The sequence below is a fragment of the Moorena sp. SIO3I6 genome (assembly GCF_010672095.1).
In genome coordinates this window covers 66,422-83,808 of the sequence record NZ_JAAHHU010000001.1, presented here as the reverse complement: position 1 = coordinate 83,808, position 17,387 = coordinate 66,422, and the positions used below count along the sequence as shown (strand labels likewise).

At 42.2% G+C, this 17,387-nt stretch carries 13 protein-coding genes; 4 read left to right on the top strand and 9 right to left on the bottom strand.

The features are described from left to right. Positions 1-3 precede the first annotated feature (3 nt). Entirely contained in the window at positions 4-981 is a 978-nt protein-coding gene (locus tag F6K49_RS00355) for an alcohol dehydrogenase catalytic domain-containing protein (protein ID WP_293093152.1), read from the bottom strand. Continuing rightward, positions 981-2,522: an aspartate aminotransferase family protein gene (locus F6K49_RS00350; RefSeq protein ID WP_293093149.1), complete on the bottom strand. Its 1,542-nt coding sequence runs from the start codon at positions 2,520-2,522 to the stop codon at positions 981-983. The genes F6K49_RS00355 and F6K49_RS00350 overlap by 1 nt, the downstream gene beginning before the upstream one ends. A gap of 423 nt (positions 2,523-2,945) precedes the next feature. Here F6K49_RS00350 and F6K49_RS00345 point away from each other — a divergent pair, with 423 nt between their 5' ends. The 4 genes from F6K49_RS00345 (at position 2,946) to F6K49_RS00330 (ending at position 10,965) form a co-directional block, all read left to right on the top strand. Beyond that, positions 2,946-3,665 carry a class I SAM-dependent methyltransferase gene (locus tag F6K49_RS00345; protein ID WP_364301908.1) on the top strand — a complete coding sequence of 240 codons (720 nt, stop codon included), beginning with the start codon at positions 2,946-2,948 and terminating at the stop codon, positions 3,663-3,665. A gap of 399 nt (positions 3,666-4,064) precedes the next feature. Further along, complete coding sequence (locus tag F6K49_RS00340; protein WP_293066401.1) at positions 4,065-4,274, top strand: hypothetical protein; 210 nt, start codon at positions 4,065-4,067, stop codon at positions 4,272-4,274. Positions 4,275-5,236: 962 nt separating this feature from the next. Next, positions 5,237-5,533: a hypothetical protein gene (locus tag F6K49_RS00335; RefSeq protein WP_293066398.1), complete on the top strand. Its 297-nt coding sequence runs from the start codon at positions 5,237-5,239 to the stop codon at positions 5,531-5,533. Positions 5,534-5,535: 2 nt separating this feature from the next. Next, a complete protein-coding gene (locus tag F6K49_RS00330) occupies positions 5,536-10,965 on the top strand; it encodes a non-ribosomal peptide synthetase (RefSeq protein WP_293093144.1) in 5,430 nt (1,809 codons plus the stop codon). 51 nt (positions 10,966-11,016) lie between these two features. On the opposite strand, the gene F6K49_RS00325 is transcribed toward F6K49_RS00330, so the two are convergent. The 7 genes from F6K49_RS00325 to mtnA all read right to left on the bottom strand — a co-directional run bounded on the left by F6K49_RS00325 (position 11,017) and on the right by mtnA (position 17,309). Then, positions 11,017-12,435: a cytochrome c biogenesis protein gene (locus F6K49_RS00325; RefSeq protein ID WP_293081474.1), complete on the bottom strand. Its 1,419-nt coding sequence runs from the start codon at positions 12,433-12,435 to the stop codon at positions 11,017-11,019. Between the two features lie 62 nt (positions 12,436-12,497). Further along, complete coding sequence (locus tag F6K49_RS00320; RefSeq protein ID WP_293020632.1) at positions 12,498-13,238, bottom strand: cytochrome c biogenesis protein CcdA; 741 nt, start codon at positions 13,236-13,238, stop codon at positions 12,498-12,500. 334 nt (positions 13,239-13,572) lie between these two features. After that, on the bottom strand, positions 13,573-14,757 hold the full coding sequence (locus F6K49_RS00315) for a transposase (RefSeq protein ID WP_293093139.1): 1,185 nt from the start codon (positions 14,755-14,757) through the stop codon (positions 13,573-13,575). A 160-nt stretch (positions 14,758-14,917) separates the two neighbouring features. Beyond that, positions 14,918-15,214 (bottom strand): hypothetical protein, encoded by a 297-nt coding sequence (locus F6K49_RS00310; RefSeq protein ID WP_293093136.1) that lies wholly within the window; start codon positions 15,212-15,214, stop codon positions 14,918-14,920. Between the two features lie 46 nt (positions 15,215-15,260). Further along, positions 15,261-15,392, bottom strand: a complete 132-nt coding sequence (locus F6K49_RS00305; RefSeq protein WP_293020628.1) for a MerR family DNA-binding transcriptional regulator — start codon at positions 15,390-15,392, stop codon at positions 15,261-15,263. A 133-nt stretch (positions 15,393-15,525) separates the two neighbouring features. Further along, positions 15,526-16,143: a L,D-transpeptidase gene (locus F6K49_RS00300; protein WP_293020626.1), complete on the bottom strand. Its 618-nt coding sequence runs from the start codon at positions 16,141-16,143 to the stop codon at positions 15,526-15,528. Positions 16,144-16,247: 104 nt separating this feature from the next. Next, positions 16,248-17,309, bottom strand: coding sequence for an S-methyl-5-thioribose-1-phosphate isomerase (gene mtnA, locus F6K49_RS00295; RefSeq protein WP_293020624.1), 1,062 nt, complete (start codon positions 17,307-17,309; stop codon positions 16,248-16,250). Positions 17,310-17,387 lie beyond the last annotated feature (78 nt).

The following is a 17,387-nucleotide window of genomic DNA, read 5'->3' as shown; positions in this document are numbered from 1 at the left end:
TCCTCAAGCGTCGAGATCTACAACAGTTCGGGTTCCAGGCTGTGGACTCCAATTAGTCAATTCTATAGGAAGCTTCTCAAGAGGGATAAACCGACCCAACAGTTGTTCAAAGAACGCCTCGTCGCCCTTGATGGATGCGATCGCAGCCGCAATGGTTTCGTCTGTAGCGCCAGCAAAAGACGTCACTACCGCTATCTCTCGCATAAATAACTCATGGGGAGAAATGGGTAAAGAAATCCCTTGTTTAGGAACACCATAGATACAGACTAAACCGCCCTTACGAACAAGATCGAGTGCTGTAGCCAGACCCCCTGGTGAACCGGAACATTCCACCACCACGTGTGCCTGGTTTGGTTCTGGAACTTGGATCCGTTCAATTCCCAATCTGTTTAGCCAAGGGAGCGGCTCTTTGGTGATATCATAGACTTTAATCTCTCCCTTAAAATTGGGGGAATGATTTAGGAGGTAGGTAATTAGAGTACCTGAAATACCTCCCCCAATCACCAGGACTTTAGGGTGTGAAGTAGCTAATAAATTAACACCAGCTAAAATCCGTTTTACTCCCCTTACTGCACAACTTAAAGGCTCAATCAGCACCCCTAAAGCTGGATTGGATAATTCAAAAGGATGTAGGGAATTTATAGGAGCACAAATTTGCTCAGCATACCCTCCATGTTCATTTACTCCAAGTTCTTTAAGATTGATGCAGTGACTAGTTAATCCCTCTAAACAATAACTACATTTTCCACAGGAAATCTCATTATTGAGGGCAAAATGACCTTTTTGATTAGGCAAGCTACAGACTACTTCATGACCAAGAATACACTCTTTATCTAAGCCGGCTGCGGTTAGTTGCTGGTCTGTTTTACAGACTCCCACAAATTCTACCTTAGCAATTACTTCATTATCTTGAGTTTGGCTAGGCTCAGTAAACTCGCGAATGTCTACTTGATTGGCTTTGGATAAAACTGCTGCTCTCATCAAATAGCTCCTGCGGTTTCAGCGGTTGGACATAATAGGATATCAAGCTTGTGTAGGACTTGATCTAAAACACCAATAGTACAATCAATTTCTTCGTAGCTGATATCAAGATAAGGAGCAAATTTCAAAACGTTCAGGTCATATCCTCCGGTTTGGAGAATCATGCGCCAACTCTGATCTTTCCAAATAAAATCATTATCCTGAGCAATGCTTGCTGCTAGTTTGGCAGACCCTTTGTAAGGTTTACCTTTTTCATCAGCAAAAACCATGTTCAGTATAAGTCCCAGTCCATCTACGCTATAGACACAGGAATGACGGGCTTGGAGTTCTTTGAGTTTGGTCAAAAAGTACAAACCTTTTGCTGGTACTGATGTTTCGTAGTCTTGTGCCAGCATATAACGCCATGTTGCTAAAGCAGCAGCAGTTCCGAGAGGATGGTTAGCAAAGTTGCTATGGGCGTGTCCAGGAGTGAAAAAGTCTGGTGCTACTAGGTCTTCTCGTGCCCAGACTAAGCTAACTGGACTCAAACCATTGGTGAAGGATTTGCTCAACGTAATAATATCTGGGACAAACCCAAAATGTTCGAAGGCAAATAATTTACCAGTACGGTACATACCAACTTGAATTTCGTCATCAAAGACAAGAAGTCCGTGCTTTTGTCGTAACTCACTGATAAACCCTTTAAAGAAATCCCTGGGTGGGATGGTGTAGCCTCGTCCTTGACAAGGTTCTACAACTATGGCACCCACTTCTGAACTAGTTTCACTTGCGATGCCATAAAATTCGTTGGAGAATGCCTTGCGAATCATGCGCTCGCAGTATAAGTCACAGGTTTCTCGTTCCTTTTCATAGAAACACTGAGCGCAGTTAGCAAACGGCAACATAACTGCCCGTTCTGAGAACTCATTAAAATACTGTCGATATCGATGACTACTCGAAAGGTTGAGAGTACCAAGAGAGCGACCATGATAACCACCCATCATCACAGCTACTTTATTCTTGCGGGTGTTTTTACGAATAATCTTTAGGGCATCTTCCACCACAAGTGCGCCGCCCACATTAAAAGATACTCGGCCTTTGACACCGGTTCTTTCATACATCGCATCTACTACTTGTTTCGCGATTAATAATTTTTCACGATGTAGAAAGTCGCCATTGGCTTGAGGTAATGTATGGAGTTGTTTAGTAACCTCTGATTCAATCTCTGGATTGCGATACCCAAAGTTACAACTTGAGTGCCACATTCCCGTATCGATATAGGATTTGCCTTCATCGTCGAAAACCAATCCCCCCTTACAACCAGTTACAATGATTGGTCGCTCTTGATAGTGAACCGTATCCCCCCAACAGAGGTATTCCTGATCAATTTGGCGAAGAGCCTGGCTGTCGAGTGTAGTTGGTGAATCTAGTATTTCCTTATCTAAGACCGATTTTTTTTTGATGCCTTGGGGCAAGGACATTTCTGTACTAGCGCCACACCAGTCATTACCAGTTTTTGAGATTATTACCTGATCTAGACTTTCTTGATTAATTTCGGTCATGAGGTAACTCTTTATCTTCTCTTTACTTTTTGTTTACCATTTCTTTACCCAGGTTTAATTATCACATGATGTTCAAATAATCGCGATTTCAAGGGTAAAGATTTTGTAAAACTTAACAAAACAAGTTTCCTTGCCAAGATACTTGACAAAAATTGATATATGTGTAGTAAAGGGGTTTTTAATTCGGTAAGGTACAAAGTTCTGGGTTTTAGGTAGCTTCGGAGCTTCTGAGCTTCTGAGCTTTGGAGCTTCAAAGCTGGGAAAAAATCCTGTATACCTAATAGTGATTTTTTTTAATTACAATTATCATTATACTTATTCAGTTATTTATATTATTAGATTTATTGACAAAATGCACATTTTAAAGTAAAAGGAATGGTGAAAAGTTAGATTAAATTATGTTAACTTAAAAATTAAAATAAAATTAAGCTGTCACTTCATTGTTTACCAGAAGAATACAAGGCGTTTGTCCTCTCTTATATTTCTCCTGGTATGGAGGTTTTAGAATTAGCTTCCGGTTCGGGACGGTTCAGCATTAACCTGCTGGAAAAAGGAGCTCAAGTCACAGGGATTGAAATTGATGCAGGAATGCTCAATCAGGCACGAGTTAAGCTCAGTGACTGGTTAAAAAAAGGACAGCTTGAACTGATTCATGGGGATATCCGTCGTTTTGAACTGAAACGGCAATTTGATATTGCTTTCTTATCAGGGGAAGTTTTGGGTGAGATATCAGAAGTAGAGGATCGCTACCGCGCATTTCAATGTATCTCAACACATTTGAAACCTGGAGCACGTCTTTTAATTATTACTGATAATCCTGGTTATTATCTGCAAGGGGGATATCGTCGAACGATTACCCGTAGCCGTCAGTTACCTGATGGAAACCTTGTAAAAATGACTGAGGATCGAAGCTACGACCCGATCGGAATGTATCAGATGACAATACTGCAATATTTGGTCTCATCAAAGGAGAGTTGTTTTCACTTTAGTCATCCTAGAAAAACAGGAATTGTCCTACCCAATGAAATCCGCTTACAAGCTCATTTGACTGGCTTTCGACTGGTAGCAGAATATGGTAACTATCAGCGTGATGAATTGCTTCCTTCATCTCCAAGAGCTATTTATATCTTAGAAAAGTCTTGAATTTAATCATTGTAAGACCTGGGGGGGCGACTTGTTGCCCCCCTCAGTATATTCTCAAAGATTTAGCCAGAGATGCACCCTGTTTCCTATTCCATTTGTTATTAGATTGACGGTAATAGCGTGCCTCCGCAAGCTCTTTTAATTAGCCGATTTTTCAACAGCAATGCTCTGAAAGAACCGCTACGCGATTGACCTGCATGTCACGCTACGCGAACGCCTAAATTTAGCGATGGTCTGAAAGAACCGCTACGCGATTGACCTGCATGTCACGCTACGGGAAGGATTTTTTGAAATTCATTCTCAAATTACATTACCAAAAAAAAATTATTTATCAAAACCCTTTAAAAAAATCTATAATAATTACAATAATTAATATAAACGTAATTAATTTTTTTAGTCATGTCTACAGAATTTATTCCGAATCAAGACAATAACCCAAAAAAACAACGTATTAAGTACATTAAGGGCTCTCCTGAAGCAGTAACCAATACTATTTACGGCCTTTATGCACTGGGGTATGCAGATGTTTCCGACTGGAGCCCTTTGCAGCCGACGGGAATTCCTGGGGAAGTAATTAGTTTTGCAACCAAGTATTCGACTTGGGGTTAATAGGTTAAATTTCTGGGGGGGTTTCCCCCCCGGTCTGGTCCGGTAGGATTACATCCGGATTGATTCGGAAACTGATAGACAAGACAATTGCGTTTGCAGCACTGAAATAGCCGTGAATATTATTTCTACGGCTATTTTCTTTTGCTTTTAATTTAATCCAATCGACAAGCTATCGATAAAATGTTTTTTTTTGGAAAGACTTAGGGAAAGTTAAATCTTCTCTGATGCCAACAATGAACACCCGTTACCGCCGTTGAGTAATGCCATAATCGGCGGCATCAACTAATCGAAAAACTACCTGGTATTTAACCCCATCATAGTTACCTGAGGAATGGAGTTTTTATAGTATCATCAGATACTCCTCCCAGTCTTACCAATCCTTCGTTGTTTTAACTAACATGACGGCATAGTTAAGTCCGGAAGAGCCCTATAAATATCGGAAAAATGGGCGGGATTTTGTAAATTTTTGTTTCAAAAATTCACACCTGTCCCAGAGATCTATAGTATAATAACTATGGTTTTACCACAACTTGGCAATCAGGGCGATCGCAGAACACGAAAACTAGGGATTTGCCACCCAACCGCCTGATCGCTGAAAGCATTATTGGTCGATTAACTTGCCTGATCGTGTGGTCTTACTATATAACCCTGATCGAGGCTCTCACTTTCAAAGCACAATCACTCACTTATCGCGCTTAGTAAGGTGGGAATACCCTGACCTAATAAGCACCTGGCTCGAGCACAAACTCAGGCTAGTTAAGAGCCGTGAGTAAGTTAAGGAATTCAACTAGTTCTTTGGCTTGACTGTGGACTGACAACTTGATTAAAAAATGATTGGTATCTGACTTTTTTGAACTGCTTGTATTAGGAGTAGCAGAGTGCCGAGTTGTGTAAATTATTTCCCCAATAGCGAGTCTAAATTCTTGAGTTTAGTTGATTTATTAGGCAACAGAGCGCAAGCTATGCCTAATCAGCTTGCCTATATCTTTCTGGAAAACGGAGAAACCCCCTCAGGGAGTCTTACCTATGGGGAATTAGATAGACAAGCCAGAGCGATGTTCCTTTGGAACCGCTTCGCGAACGCATCCCATCTCCAGCAATGGCAAGGAGAACGAGCTTTACTGTTATACCCTTCTGGATTAGAGTTGATTAGCGCTTTTATGGGCTTTAAGAATGTAACTGAGTATCTAGAGGTAGATCATAGAGTATTACAAGTTCCAGATAATCTGGCAATAGATGAAGAAATAATAGAGATTTAATTATGAATAACAACCAGGTAAATATAGTTGAATTTATATCTTGGCTTCACAACCAGGGGATTAATATCTCAACCAACGGTGAAAAACTCCTTTGTCGTGTTAATAAAGGAACTATAACCCCTGCGCTACGCCAACAAATAGCTGAACGTCAAGCAGAAATTATAGTTTTTTTGCAACAAAATGGTCAAGGTTATAATACTAATTACCCACCAATTAAAGCTATTCCTATAGACCAAAAATTACCCCTATCTTTTAGTCAAGAACGACTGTGGTTTATTGATAAACTTGAAGGTTCAAAAGCTCCTTATATTGAGCACGGTGCTTTACAAATCACCGGTAACCTAAATGTGTTAGCCCTAGAACAAGCCTTATCAGAAATAGTTTTTCGTCACGAAGTATTACGGACAAGTTTCCCCACTCTCAATGGCACACCAACACAGGTAATTCACCCCGACAGCACCATTAACATCAATGTGGTGGACTTACAACAATACCCAGAACCAGAACGGGAGACTATCTTAAAGCAAGAAGTACAACGTGAAGCAACAACTCCCTTTGACTTAGAGGTAGCACCATTAATCCGCTGTAAATTATGGCAACTAGACAGCAGTGAGTATGTGTTAGTGCTGACCATGCACCACATTGTATCGGATGGTTGGTCGATGGGAATATTAATCGAAGAACTATCAAGTTTATATCAAGCTTTTTGTGTAGGAGCTCCATCCCCCTTACCGGAATTACCGATTCAATATGCTGACTTTGCCCTTTGGCAAAGACAATGGTTAAGTGGAGAAATACTAGAAACCCAACTTAATTACTGGAAACAGAAATTAGAGGGTGCTCCCAAATTATTACAGTTAGCTACTGACTACCCTCGCCCAACTGCGCCAACTTATCAGGGTCGGACTGAAAGTTTTAGTTTAAATACTGAATTAACCCAGAAGTTGCAAACCCTGTCTCGAGATAGTGGTACTACCTTATTTATGACTCTGTTAGCGGCGTTTGGGACTTTACTATATCGTTACAGCGGTCAAGAAGATATTTTAATTGGTACACCTATAGCCAATCGCAATCGCCGTGACATAGATCCACTAATTGGCTTCTTTGTCAATACCCTGGTATTGAGAACCCATTTTGACGATAATCCCAGTTTTTCTCAGTTGCTTACACAAGTCAGGGACACCACACTCAAAGCTTATGAACATCAGGATGTACCGTTTGAACAGGTAGTATCCGCATTGCAACCCCAACGGTCTTTGAGTCATTCCCCCCTGTTCCAGGTGATGTTTGTGCTGCAGAATGCACCGATGGGGAAATTAGAGTTACCAGGTCTGAGTTTGAGTCAGTTCAATCAACACAGTACTACCTCTAAGTTTGATTTGACCCTGTCAATGACGGAAACAGAGCTTGGATTGGTGGGGACATGGGAGTACAACACAGACTTATTTGATGGGTCTACTATTAAACGGATGGCAACTCATTTCCAGAACTTGTTGTCAGCAATTGTGGACAATCCCCAACAGGTAGTCTCAGAGTTACCTTTGTTGAGTGCAGAGGAACGTCATCAACTGTTGGTGGAGTGGAATGATACTGCCAGTGAATATCCCAAAGATAAATGTATTCATCAGTTAGTTGAGGAGCAGGTCGAGAAAACACCAGATGCTGTGGCCGTGGTGTTTGAACAAGAGCAGTTGACTTATCAGCAATTAAATCAAAGGGCGAACCAACTCGCACATCACCTACAAAACTTAGGAGTAAAACCAGAAGTATTGGTGGGGATTTGTGTTGAACGTTCTGTACAGATGGTGGTAGGACTGTTGGGGATACTCAAGGCTGGTGGTGCTTATGTACCCCTGGATCCTAATTATCCCTCAGAACGACTGAGTTATATGTTGGCCGATTCCGGTGTTGAGGTGTTGTTGACTCAAGAGTCTTTGCTTGAATCTTTGCCCTCACATACGGCACGGATAGTTTATTTAGATAGTGATTGGGAAGCGATTGAGCAACACAGTGGTGAGAATCTTGATGTTGGGGTAACTTCAGATAATTTGGCTTATGTGATTTATACTTCTGGTTCTACTGGTAAACCAAAGGGTGTACAAATTAACCACAAAGCATTGGTGAACTTTATTGAATCAATGCAGCAAAAACCAGGATTAGAATCAACGGATATTTTTCTATCAGTTACTACCTTATCTTTTGATATTGCTGGATTAGAATTATATCTTCCCTTAATTACCGGTGCACGCTTAGTTGTTATAAGCCGAGAAATTGCCACAGATGGAATGCTTTTAGCACAAAGTCTAGACAACTACCAAGTAACTACAATGCAAGCCACTCCGGCAACTTGGAGATTATTGTTAACTGCAGGATGGAAAGGAAACAAACAATTAAAAATTCTATGTGGTGGAGAAGCATTAGATAAAACGGTTGCCGGTGACTTACTTAAAAATAGCCAACAGTTATGGAATTTATATGGTCCGACAGAAGCAACTATTTGGTCTACATTAGCTCAATTAGATCATAATTTTAGTGGTTATTTTGTTCCTATAGGAAAAGCCATTAATAATACTCAAATCTACATCCTAGATGGCCATCTCCAACCAGTACCCATAGGAGTACCTGGAGAATTATACATAGGAGGTAATGGACTAGCCCGAGGATACCTCAATCGCCCAGAACTAACGAAAGAAAAATTCATTACCAACCCCTTCTGTAGTTCCAAAACAGAACGACTCTACAAAACAGGAGACCTGGCGAGATACCTACCAGACGGTAACATTGAATTTCTCGGTCGGATCGATAACCAAGTCAAAATTCGAGGCTTCCGTATTGAACTCGGAGAAATCGAAGCAGTCCTGTCCACCCACCCCCACATCCAACAAGCTGCAGTCATTGCCCGAGAAGATATTCCTGGTAACAAACGCTTAGTTGCTTATGTAGTTTGTGAGCAAAACAATCAATCCATTGTCGAAAATCCATTACAATCATCACAGATTGAGCAATGGCAAGGAATATATAATAATATCTACAGTGACGCAGTAGAAATTAAACAAACCAGTTACAACACTCTAGGTTGGAAAAGCAGCTATACAGGTAACCAAATCCCTAAGGAGCAAATGCGTCAATGGGTAGATTCCACTGTTGAAAAAATTATCTTTTGGCAACCCAAACATGTGTTGGAGATCGGTTGTGGCACAGGCATGTTGCTGTTCCAGATTGCTCCTCATTGTTTGAGTTACCATGGTACCGATTTTAGTAAGGTAGCTTTAGATTATGTTCAGCAGCAAATCCAGCCGTTGGAAGATAGCTATTCACATGTAAGCCTAAGCCAAAAACTGGCTGATGATTTTACAGGCATTGAAAAAGGCCGATTCGATGCTGTTATCCTTAACTCAGTTGTGCAGTATTTTCCAAGCATCGATTACCTGATAGAAGTTTTGAAAGGTGCAGTAAATAGTTTAACGAAAGGAGGTTTCCTATTTGTCGGTGATGTTCGCAGCTTGCCATTATTAGAAACGTTTCATACCGCAACTAAGTTTGATCGCGCCTCAGATTCATTAACCATAGACAAATTGAGGCAGCAGGTAAAAACAGCTGTTAAGCAAGAAGAAGAATTGGTGATCGACCCAGCCTTCTTTCTAGCTTTAAGGGAATATATCCCAGAAATAAAACAAGTTCAAATCCAGTTGAAACCTGGGGATTATCAGAATGAGCTAACTAAGTTCCGTTACGATGTAATTCTTCATGTTGGCCAGGAAGTATGTGCCACAGTCACCCCCGAATGGCTTGACTATGATCAAGAGGGTTTAAACTTATCAGCTATCAAACGAATTTTACTAGATAAGAAGCCAGAGGTGGTTGGTATTAAGCACATCCCTAATGCTCGTTTGCAAGAAGAAGTCACACTTGTTCAAGAGCTTGATGACTTCAGGAAACTCGAAACTGTAGGTCAATTGCGTAAGATTTTGCAGGAGAAAAAACACATAGGGGTAGAGCCGGACAATTTATGGAATTTGAAGGATGAATTACCTTATTCGGTACATATTACTTGGTCTGGTACTGGCGGCAATGGTTGCTATGATGCCATCTTTATACGTAATGAATCGGCCTGTGACTCCCAAAGGGTAATTCCAAACTTGGAAGCAACTGTTCCAATCAAAGCCTGGAGTGCTTATGCCAACAATCCCTTAAAGCAAGAATCGAATCGCCATCTGGTTTCACAATTATCTAGCTTCCTCAAAACGAAATTACCAGAATACATGGTGCCCAGTGCCTTAGTGATTTTGGAGACTCTACCGTTGACACCAAACGGCAAAGTAGACCGATTTGCCCTACCCGCACCTGATGGGAAAATTACCCGAGAACATAAATACGTCGCACCACGTACAACCATAGAACTTCAACTGACTCAAATCTGGTCAGAAGTTTTGAATCTCACCTCTGTCGGAGTACAAGATAACTTCTTTGAACTGGGCGGTCATTCCCTTCTAGCTGTCCGTCTGATGTCAAAAATTCAACAACAATTCCAAATCAATTTACCTTTAGCCACCCTTTTCCAAAGTCCCACCATTGAACAACTAGCCAGCCTTCTGGGTTCTTCAGTAAATACACAAAATCCCATCTTAGTGGGCATTAAAACCAGTGGAAACCAACCTCCATTATTCTGTATTCACCCGGTTGGTGGCAATGTCCTGTGTTATGCAGAGTTAGCTCGTCATTTAGCTCAAGATTATCCAGTATATGGTTTACAATCTCTTGGTTTAGATGGGCAACAGCAACCCTTAACTTCTGTTGAGGAGATGGCATCCCATTATATTGAGGCAATAAAACCAATTCAACCCCAAGGACCATTACACCTCATTGGCTGGTCTATGGGAGGTGTAATTGCTTATGAGATGGCACAACAATTACAGGCTAAAAATACTCCAGTGGCTCTTCTAACTTTAATAGACAGTTATGCACCCACTGTAATGCGGAAACCTTCAGAAATAGATCAAGCCATGATAGTAAATCAATTGGCTCAAGATTTGGGAGGTCTCTATGGTCAAGAGTTAGATATATCCCATGAAACACTTAGACAACTTGAACATCCGATGCAAGTCAAGCATCTATTTGAGCAAGGCAAACAGCAAGGGATATTCCCATCAGACATAGAAATAGAGCAAATGCGTTCTTTATGGGAAGTTTTTAAAGCAAATATGATGGCAAACTCTCATTATCAACCAAAAGCTTATCCAGGTTCACTTCTCCTTATAAATGCTAGTCAAACTTCCCCAGCAGTAATTGAAGACCCAACCCATGGCTGGGGTTCTCTAGTTCTAGGTGATATCCAAACTCACACTATTACTGGAGACCATTACACTATTATGAAAGCCCCTCAAGTTGAGGGTCTAACTGCAGAATTGAACAACTATCTATTGAACAACTAGCACGTCTTGGCCGCACTGGCTCCCCTGTTCGGAAGCTGCATCGCTAAATACTTAAGCAGATTTTGCGAGTAAAGGTTCTACGGTCTGGGATGATTCACCGACCTGCTCTAAAATCTCAATCAATTCCCGTTCAAAGGTGACCAAAGCACGATTGGTTTTCCCACCAATATAAAAGCGATCGCCTTTTTGTAATGCCCAAATCTGAGAGTGGGAGACATAACTCATCAGTACCCCTAACATCAGTAAGCCAAAGCCAGTGTAAACAAAGGGAATACCGGGGTCCGCTTTAATTTGTAAGCCAGTGCTGCCGATGACATCTTTAATTTTAAGTATTACCCCATTGACCTTAATCCCCATACCAGAACGAACAGTTGAAACGAGATTACCGGTTCCATCATAAACAAACAGGGTTCCCTGCAAATCCCTAGCTAAAAGGGATACCCCTTCACTTAAATCAGGTTTTGTCGGAACCCAAGTGCCCCAAATCCGCCCCTCACCATTAGTGGGAAGTTGTGCCATGGGAAGCTGGAAAATTGGACTATTATTCAACTGCACCTGAATCCCAGCAATCCCCCAATCGGTTTGGTAAAAGGTGACACCTCGATATCTGAGAGGCTTATTCACATAAATAGTTTCTTGGTCAATGTCTTCACCTTGACTATCCAAAACTGACAGATTGGAGTAAAATTGATCAATATCCCCGGACGGAGTGTAATCTATCCAGAAGCGATTCACCCGCACTGACAAATCTTTGGGGATTTGGGGCCAAGCAAACGGACCGGCATCAATAATGTTTCTAACTTGGAATGTATTGCCACTGGTAACCATTTCCTGAGCGGTAAACCCTGTCATTGACCCCCAAATTGACCCTCCCAGGATAATCAACATACTGGCATGTACTACAATTGGACCAATCCGTCCGATAATTCCTTTACGGGCGTAGATAGTATCCCCCTCTTGGAATACCTTGTAACGCCGCTTCTCTAACAACTCAGTCAGGGAAGTAAAAGAGCCCTTGTCCAACTCTACACTCAAGGCAAGTTTCCCAAACTGGCGGGGTTCTTTATAAAACTTCCAATTCCGGGCTGCTTTTAAAGCCGGAAATTGACGAGTGAAGGTACAAGCGGTCAGACTACTACCGAATAACACTAATAAGGACAAAAACCACCAAGTCCGGTAGACATGATCTAACCCTAGGAGCAACAACACCTTCCAGCTGAGGAAACCAAACAAAGCTGGGTCTTCAGGATAATTGGCTTGGTAAAACGCCAGAGATTCCCCCTGTTCAATCACTGTACCGCTGATGCTAAATAATGCGATCGCAAGCAGCAAGATAATCGCTAACCGTAAGTTAGCCAGCACTGATACTAACCGACGCCACAACCGACTGCCACTCATCAATGATGAGTTTTCTGATAAGTTATCTGATGAATTTTCTGATGAGTTATCTGATGAGTTTTCTCTAGTCATATTAAGTCTAGTTAATTACTTGCTTTCTTGATAGTACGACGCACTCAGCACTCAGTACTCACTCAAAAAATTCCCACTGGAATCCGAGACAACAACGAAAACACACCAAATCCCACCAATAGCGCACCACTTACTGGTGTAATCCAAGCCGACCACTGTCGCAATTCTAATAATCGTTTAATTGAAGCAGTAAACGTACCTGCCAAGATCAAGGGTGCCACATAACCAGCTGTGTAAGACAACAGCAAGGCACCACCTAACACTAAATCTTTAGTTGAGACAACCCAAGCCAGTAACGTTGCTAATACCGGTGTACTGCAAGGAGAAGCGACTAAACCGAAGGTCAAACCAATGAGATAAGAGCGTAACCCTTTCGGCCATTCCTGGGAAATCCAATCCATACCACCCCAACTTGGAAACTGTAGCGGTAGTGCTTCTAGTAAATTCAACCCCATAATAATGGCGATTACGCTGACAATAATCGGTAAGCCAACACCGATTTGACCATAGACTCGCCCGATAGATGCTGCGATAATTCCTAATGCAGCTAAGGTTGTGGCTAAGCCTAAGGCAAACCATACCGATTGGGTAGCAGCTTGCAGCCGTCCTTGATTTTCATAACCACCGATGTAGCCCATCGTGATCGGTAGCATTGATAGCATACAGGGGGTTAGGCTAGTCAGCAACCCAGCAGCAAAGATGATGGCTATGCTGACTAGGCTCAGGTGAGTCAGTTGGCTGTCAACCAGGTTATTAGCGAATTGTTGGAGTTGATAGAGTTGAGTCGAGAATGTGTCAAGCATAGGGAATCTAAACACCCAGTTTGCTTGAATTGTAGCGTATTTAACCCCTCAAGTACGGTGAGCAAATGCCAGGGATATATACCAACAAGCTTGAATCACCATCGTTTGCCAACCCTACCCTAATACTAATATCAAGTCCGGTTGAATACCCATAATAAAAGTTTGGGGAGGGTGGGGAGATGGGGAGATGGGGAGATGGAGATGGGGGAGATTTTATTAAGGGTAATTATCCGGAAATCATATAAGTTTCTATCGGCAGTGCGATCGCGTTATCAGGGGTAGGTTGCTGAGTCTCAGGTTCCGATACTTTTTAGCTACCAAAATCTACCAAAGGTCAATCCTGGCTCACTAATGCAAGCTGATTTCTCAGCCAGGGGGTATCTCCCAGGGCATGGCCGTAGGCCACGCTGCGCGAACGCAGAAATATACCACGAGCGCCGTTGATGTCTCTATCCATGACGAGCCCATCAATTTTTGATTTAATTGTTTTGCTTCCGCCGATATTGACCAACTCTCCTGTCCAACTAACAGTTTTACTGGTATAGGCTTCGCAAACATCCACTACTGTTTTACCGGTTTCACAAGCTTTATGCTTCAAGAACTCTTGAAAACGATAGTGAGCAAAATTAAGCAGATTGCGAACAGTCTTAGATCTAATTTTCCTACTTCCTTTTTTAGACATTTGAGCTGTCTCAAAAGTGGGAAGTAAAATCACATCAAAATTATCAACTAAAAATCTAGCTGTCTTGTGATGAAGCTCATTGATCAGGTTCTGAATCTTGATGACCATTCGTCTGGCAGCTTTTCTCCTTCGGCGTTTTTGCCCACGTTTAGCCTTGCTAATCTTGGATAATAGATTATCCAAATGTTGACACAATCGCTGAATACGAGAAAAGTCTCTGTGTCCAATTTTACCTACGGATGTTTCACTAAAGAATGTGACAAAAGTCCTAACGCCAGGGTCTAAAGCAACTACTCTACCTTGGTTTTCGGTTTTCTTTTTAGTTACTTTGTGGGGGACTACTAGATAGTAATTTCCATTGTTGCTGGTTAGTCGGCAGTCGCAAATATCGTCAGGAAGACTTTCGGAGTAGGATAGTTTTCCTAGTTTTGTGTGATAAATTCCCACAGCAGAAACTGCTGACTTGGGAATATAACAAGATTGAATGGGGTTTTTCCTGGATCTAAACCTTACCCGATTAATTTGCGACGTCTTTTTGTATTTTTTCTTTGCCTCCCTGACAGCGGTGCAAGCGTCCTTTATCGCTATCGATTTAATTTGATAAGGCACTTCCTTGCACCACTCGGGAAGGTCATTTAGTATTCCGGTCTTGATTGCTTTCCAATTGGCTTTTACAACGCCTGCTTGCAGGATTTTAACGGTCTTGTTGAACACATAACGGGATACTCCGAACCATTTACGAATAAGCGTACGCTGGTCAGGATTTAGGAACAGTCGAATCTTCTTTGATTTTCTTGCCGTACTTTCGGAGTCCGTGAACCCGGCAAGAGAAGACATGAATGATTCAGAGAAGATCTGCGGTAAGTTCGGATTCTGGACAACTTTCAGGTTGGCTGAGAACCAGGATTTTTCCACCGTTGAGACTGACCGGAGATGAAACCTTAGAGTAGTGCAGCCTTACTACAAAACCTTTACCCTATGCTGCATAATTTACCAACTATAAAGGCTGCACTACTCTTACGGTAACTTCTAACCAAGTACTCAATGAGTTCAAACCCAAATCGGGTAAGTCTGTCTCTACAGGCAACAACAATCGTGAGCTTATCTCCGAGGACAATTCGCTCCAGTATGGTTTTAAGCCCTTTTCAATAGTAGTTGAGACCTGAGCCGATGTCAAAGATGATTTCGGCGTCGGGAAAAAGGGAGTGGAGGTAGGCGAGAAGTCTGTCGAGGTCGTCTCTTTGCTTGCTGGTACTGACTCGGCAGTAGCAGATCGTTTTACTATTCCGTTCACGAAGTTGATCAGGTTTTGAACGTCGAGCTCCGAACCTGATGATATCTTATGTTTGAAATAATCTAGTTCCTCCTGGAGTCCTTTCGCATTTGAGGGTTCCATTGTCCGCGTACTTCCTTAACGTGTTCCTTGATAGTCCCGTAAGTTCGACCGCCTTACGGATTGGTATAAGTACCATGACTTAAATCTAACAGATGCTTGGAGATAGTGTTAGATTAGTGGACATTTTCAGTAACTGTCACAAGCCCTGAGGAACCTGCCTCAATCCCCAGCACGAGGATTACTCGCGCCGGGGGAGTTGTCAAAAATAACTATTCCTGTACCATTACAGAAGTTCCCAAAGCCACTCTGTTATACAAAGCTTTGACATCATCATTACGCATCCGGATGCAACCGTGAGACACTGCTTCTCCCACCAGTTCCTCAGCATTGGTACCATGGAAGCCGATGTAGTTTGTTCCATCACTCCAAAATGCCATCCACCTTGGACCAAGAGGGTTTTCTGGTCCTGGAGCAACGATTTCACCAGTTATAGGATGCTTCCAAACTGGATTTTGAACCATCTGTGTCACTTGGAAATTGCCTGTAGGGGTTTCCCAACCAGGCTGACCGATGGCAACTGGATAACTGGCTTCGAGTTTATCTCCTCGATAAACATAAACACGACGCTCACTTAGTTTAATCACTAAACGAGGGGTATTATTAAAGAAATCTTCCTCTTGCCGCAGATAGTGATTGACTTCTTCGAGAGGAGACAATTCTGGTGTTTCAACCCTTGGCAGAAAGCTTTCATAGCGAATTTCTTTCCAGTTAGTGAAACTAGTATTGGTTAGATCAGCGGCGGCGGTGGCTACCTCTGCGTATAATAACGGGATAGCTACACTTAAGCCACACACAATTAAGCGTTGGGTGGACAGTTTTCCGTTCACGATTTCCTCTTAGCTATTTGATATTTTATGTTATTTTAATTGATCATTTTAGTTACCCCTACTCCCTACTCCCTACTCCCTACTCCCTAAAACCAAGATAGATGTCACACTGATTGCTTAATGTTAAGTTGTGACAGCTCACTGGGGGCAACTGCACCTTTTTCAGTAATAATGGCAGTAATTAACTCCGCCGGAGTCACATCAAAAGCTGGGTTATAAAATTCCACTTTAGGGGGACAAATCACTGTCTCCCCAATCTGATAAATTTCTGAGGGGTGACGTTCTTCAATGGGAATCTCTTGGCCAGTAGATAGCTGAAAATCAATGGTTGAGATTGGAGCAGCCACAAAGAACGGTATTTGATGAGCTTGAGCAATCAGGGCTAAACTATAGGTACCAATTTTGTTAGCCGTATCCCCATTGGCAGCAATGCGATCAGCTCCCACTACAACCGCATCAATTAGCCCTTGTTTCATACAATGGGCGGCCATGCTATCAGTAATTAAAGTAACCGGAATACCTTCTTCGACGCATTCCCAGGTAGTTAACCTAGCACCTTGCAAGCGGGGGCGGGTTTCGCCAGCATATAATCTGGCTAATCGCCCATCCCGCCACGCCGAACGCACCACTCCCAAGGAAGTACCATACCCAGCGGTTGCCAACGCTCCTGCATTACAATGGGTCAGAAGACACAGTTTGTCGGGGGTTTTCGGTAATACCTCTAATCCGCGATCGCCTATGGCTTGACAGGTTTGTAAATCCTCCAGCTGAATTTGTTTAGCTGTTTCAAGTAAGGAAGCTTTAATCTCTTCTACTGTCCCGATCGTTTCATAGGCATTTTTAAGCATCCGCATGATTGCCCAAAACAAATTCACGGCTGTAGGACGAGTTTGCCGCAACTGCTGCGCTACAACTTCAAGCTGTTCAAGGAAAGCCTTACGTTCTTGAGTTTTAATCTCTCTTGCGCCAAGGTAAATGCCATAAGCCGCTGCTACCCCAATAGCTGGTGCTCCCCGAACAATCATAGTTTTAATCGCCTCAACCATATCTTCACAGCGACTGATTTCTACAATGGCATATTTTTTGGGTAAGCTGTTTTGGTCAATAAGGATAACTCGGTCGTTTTCCCAAACAACGGGATACACTTGGTATGTGGATGAATTCATCGAAAATCTGTATATTGTTAATTTCTATATTGTTAACGGTTAACGGTTCCGTTAACCGTTAACCGTTAACTGTCAACT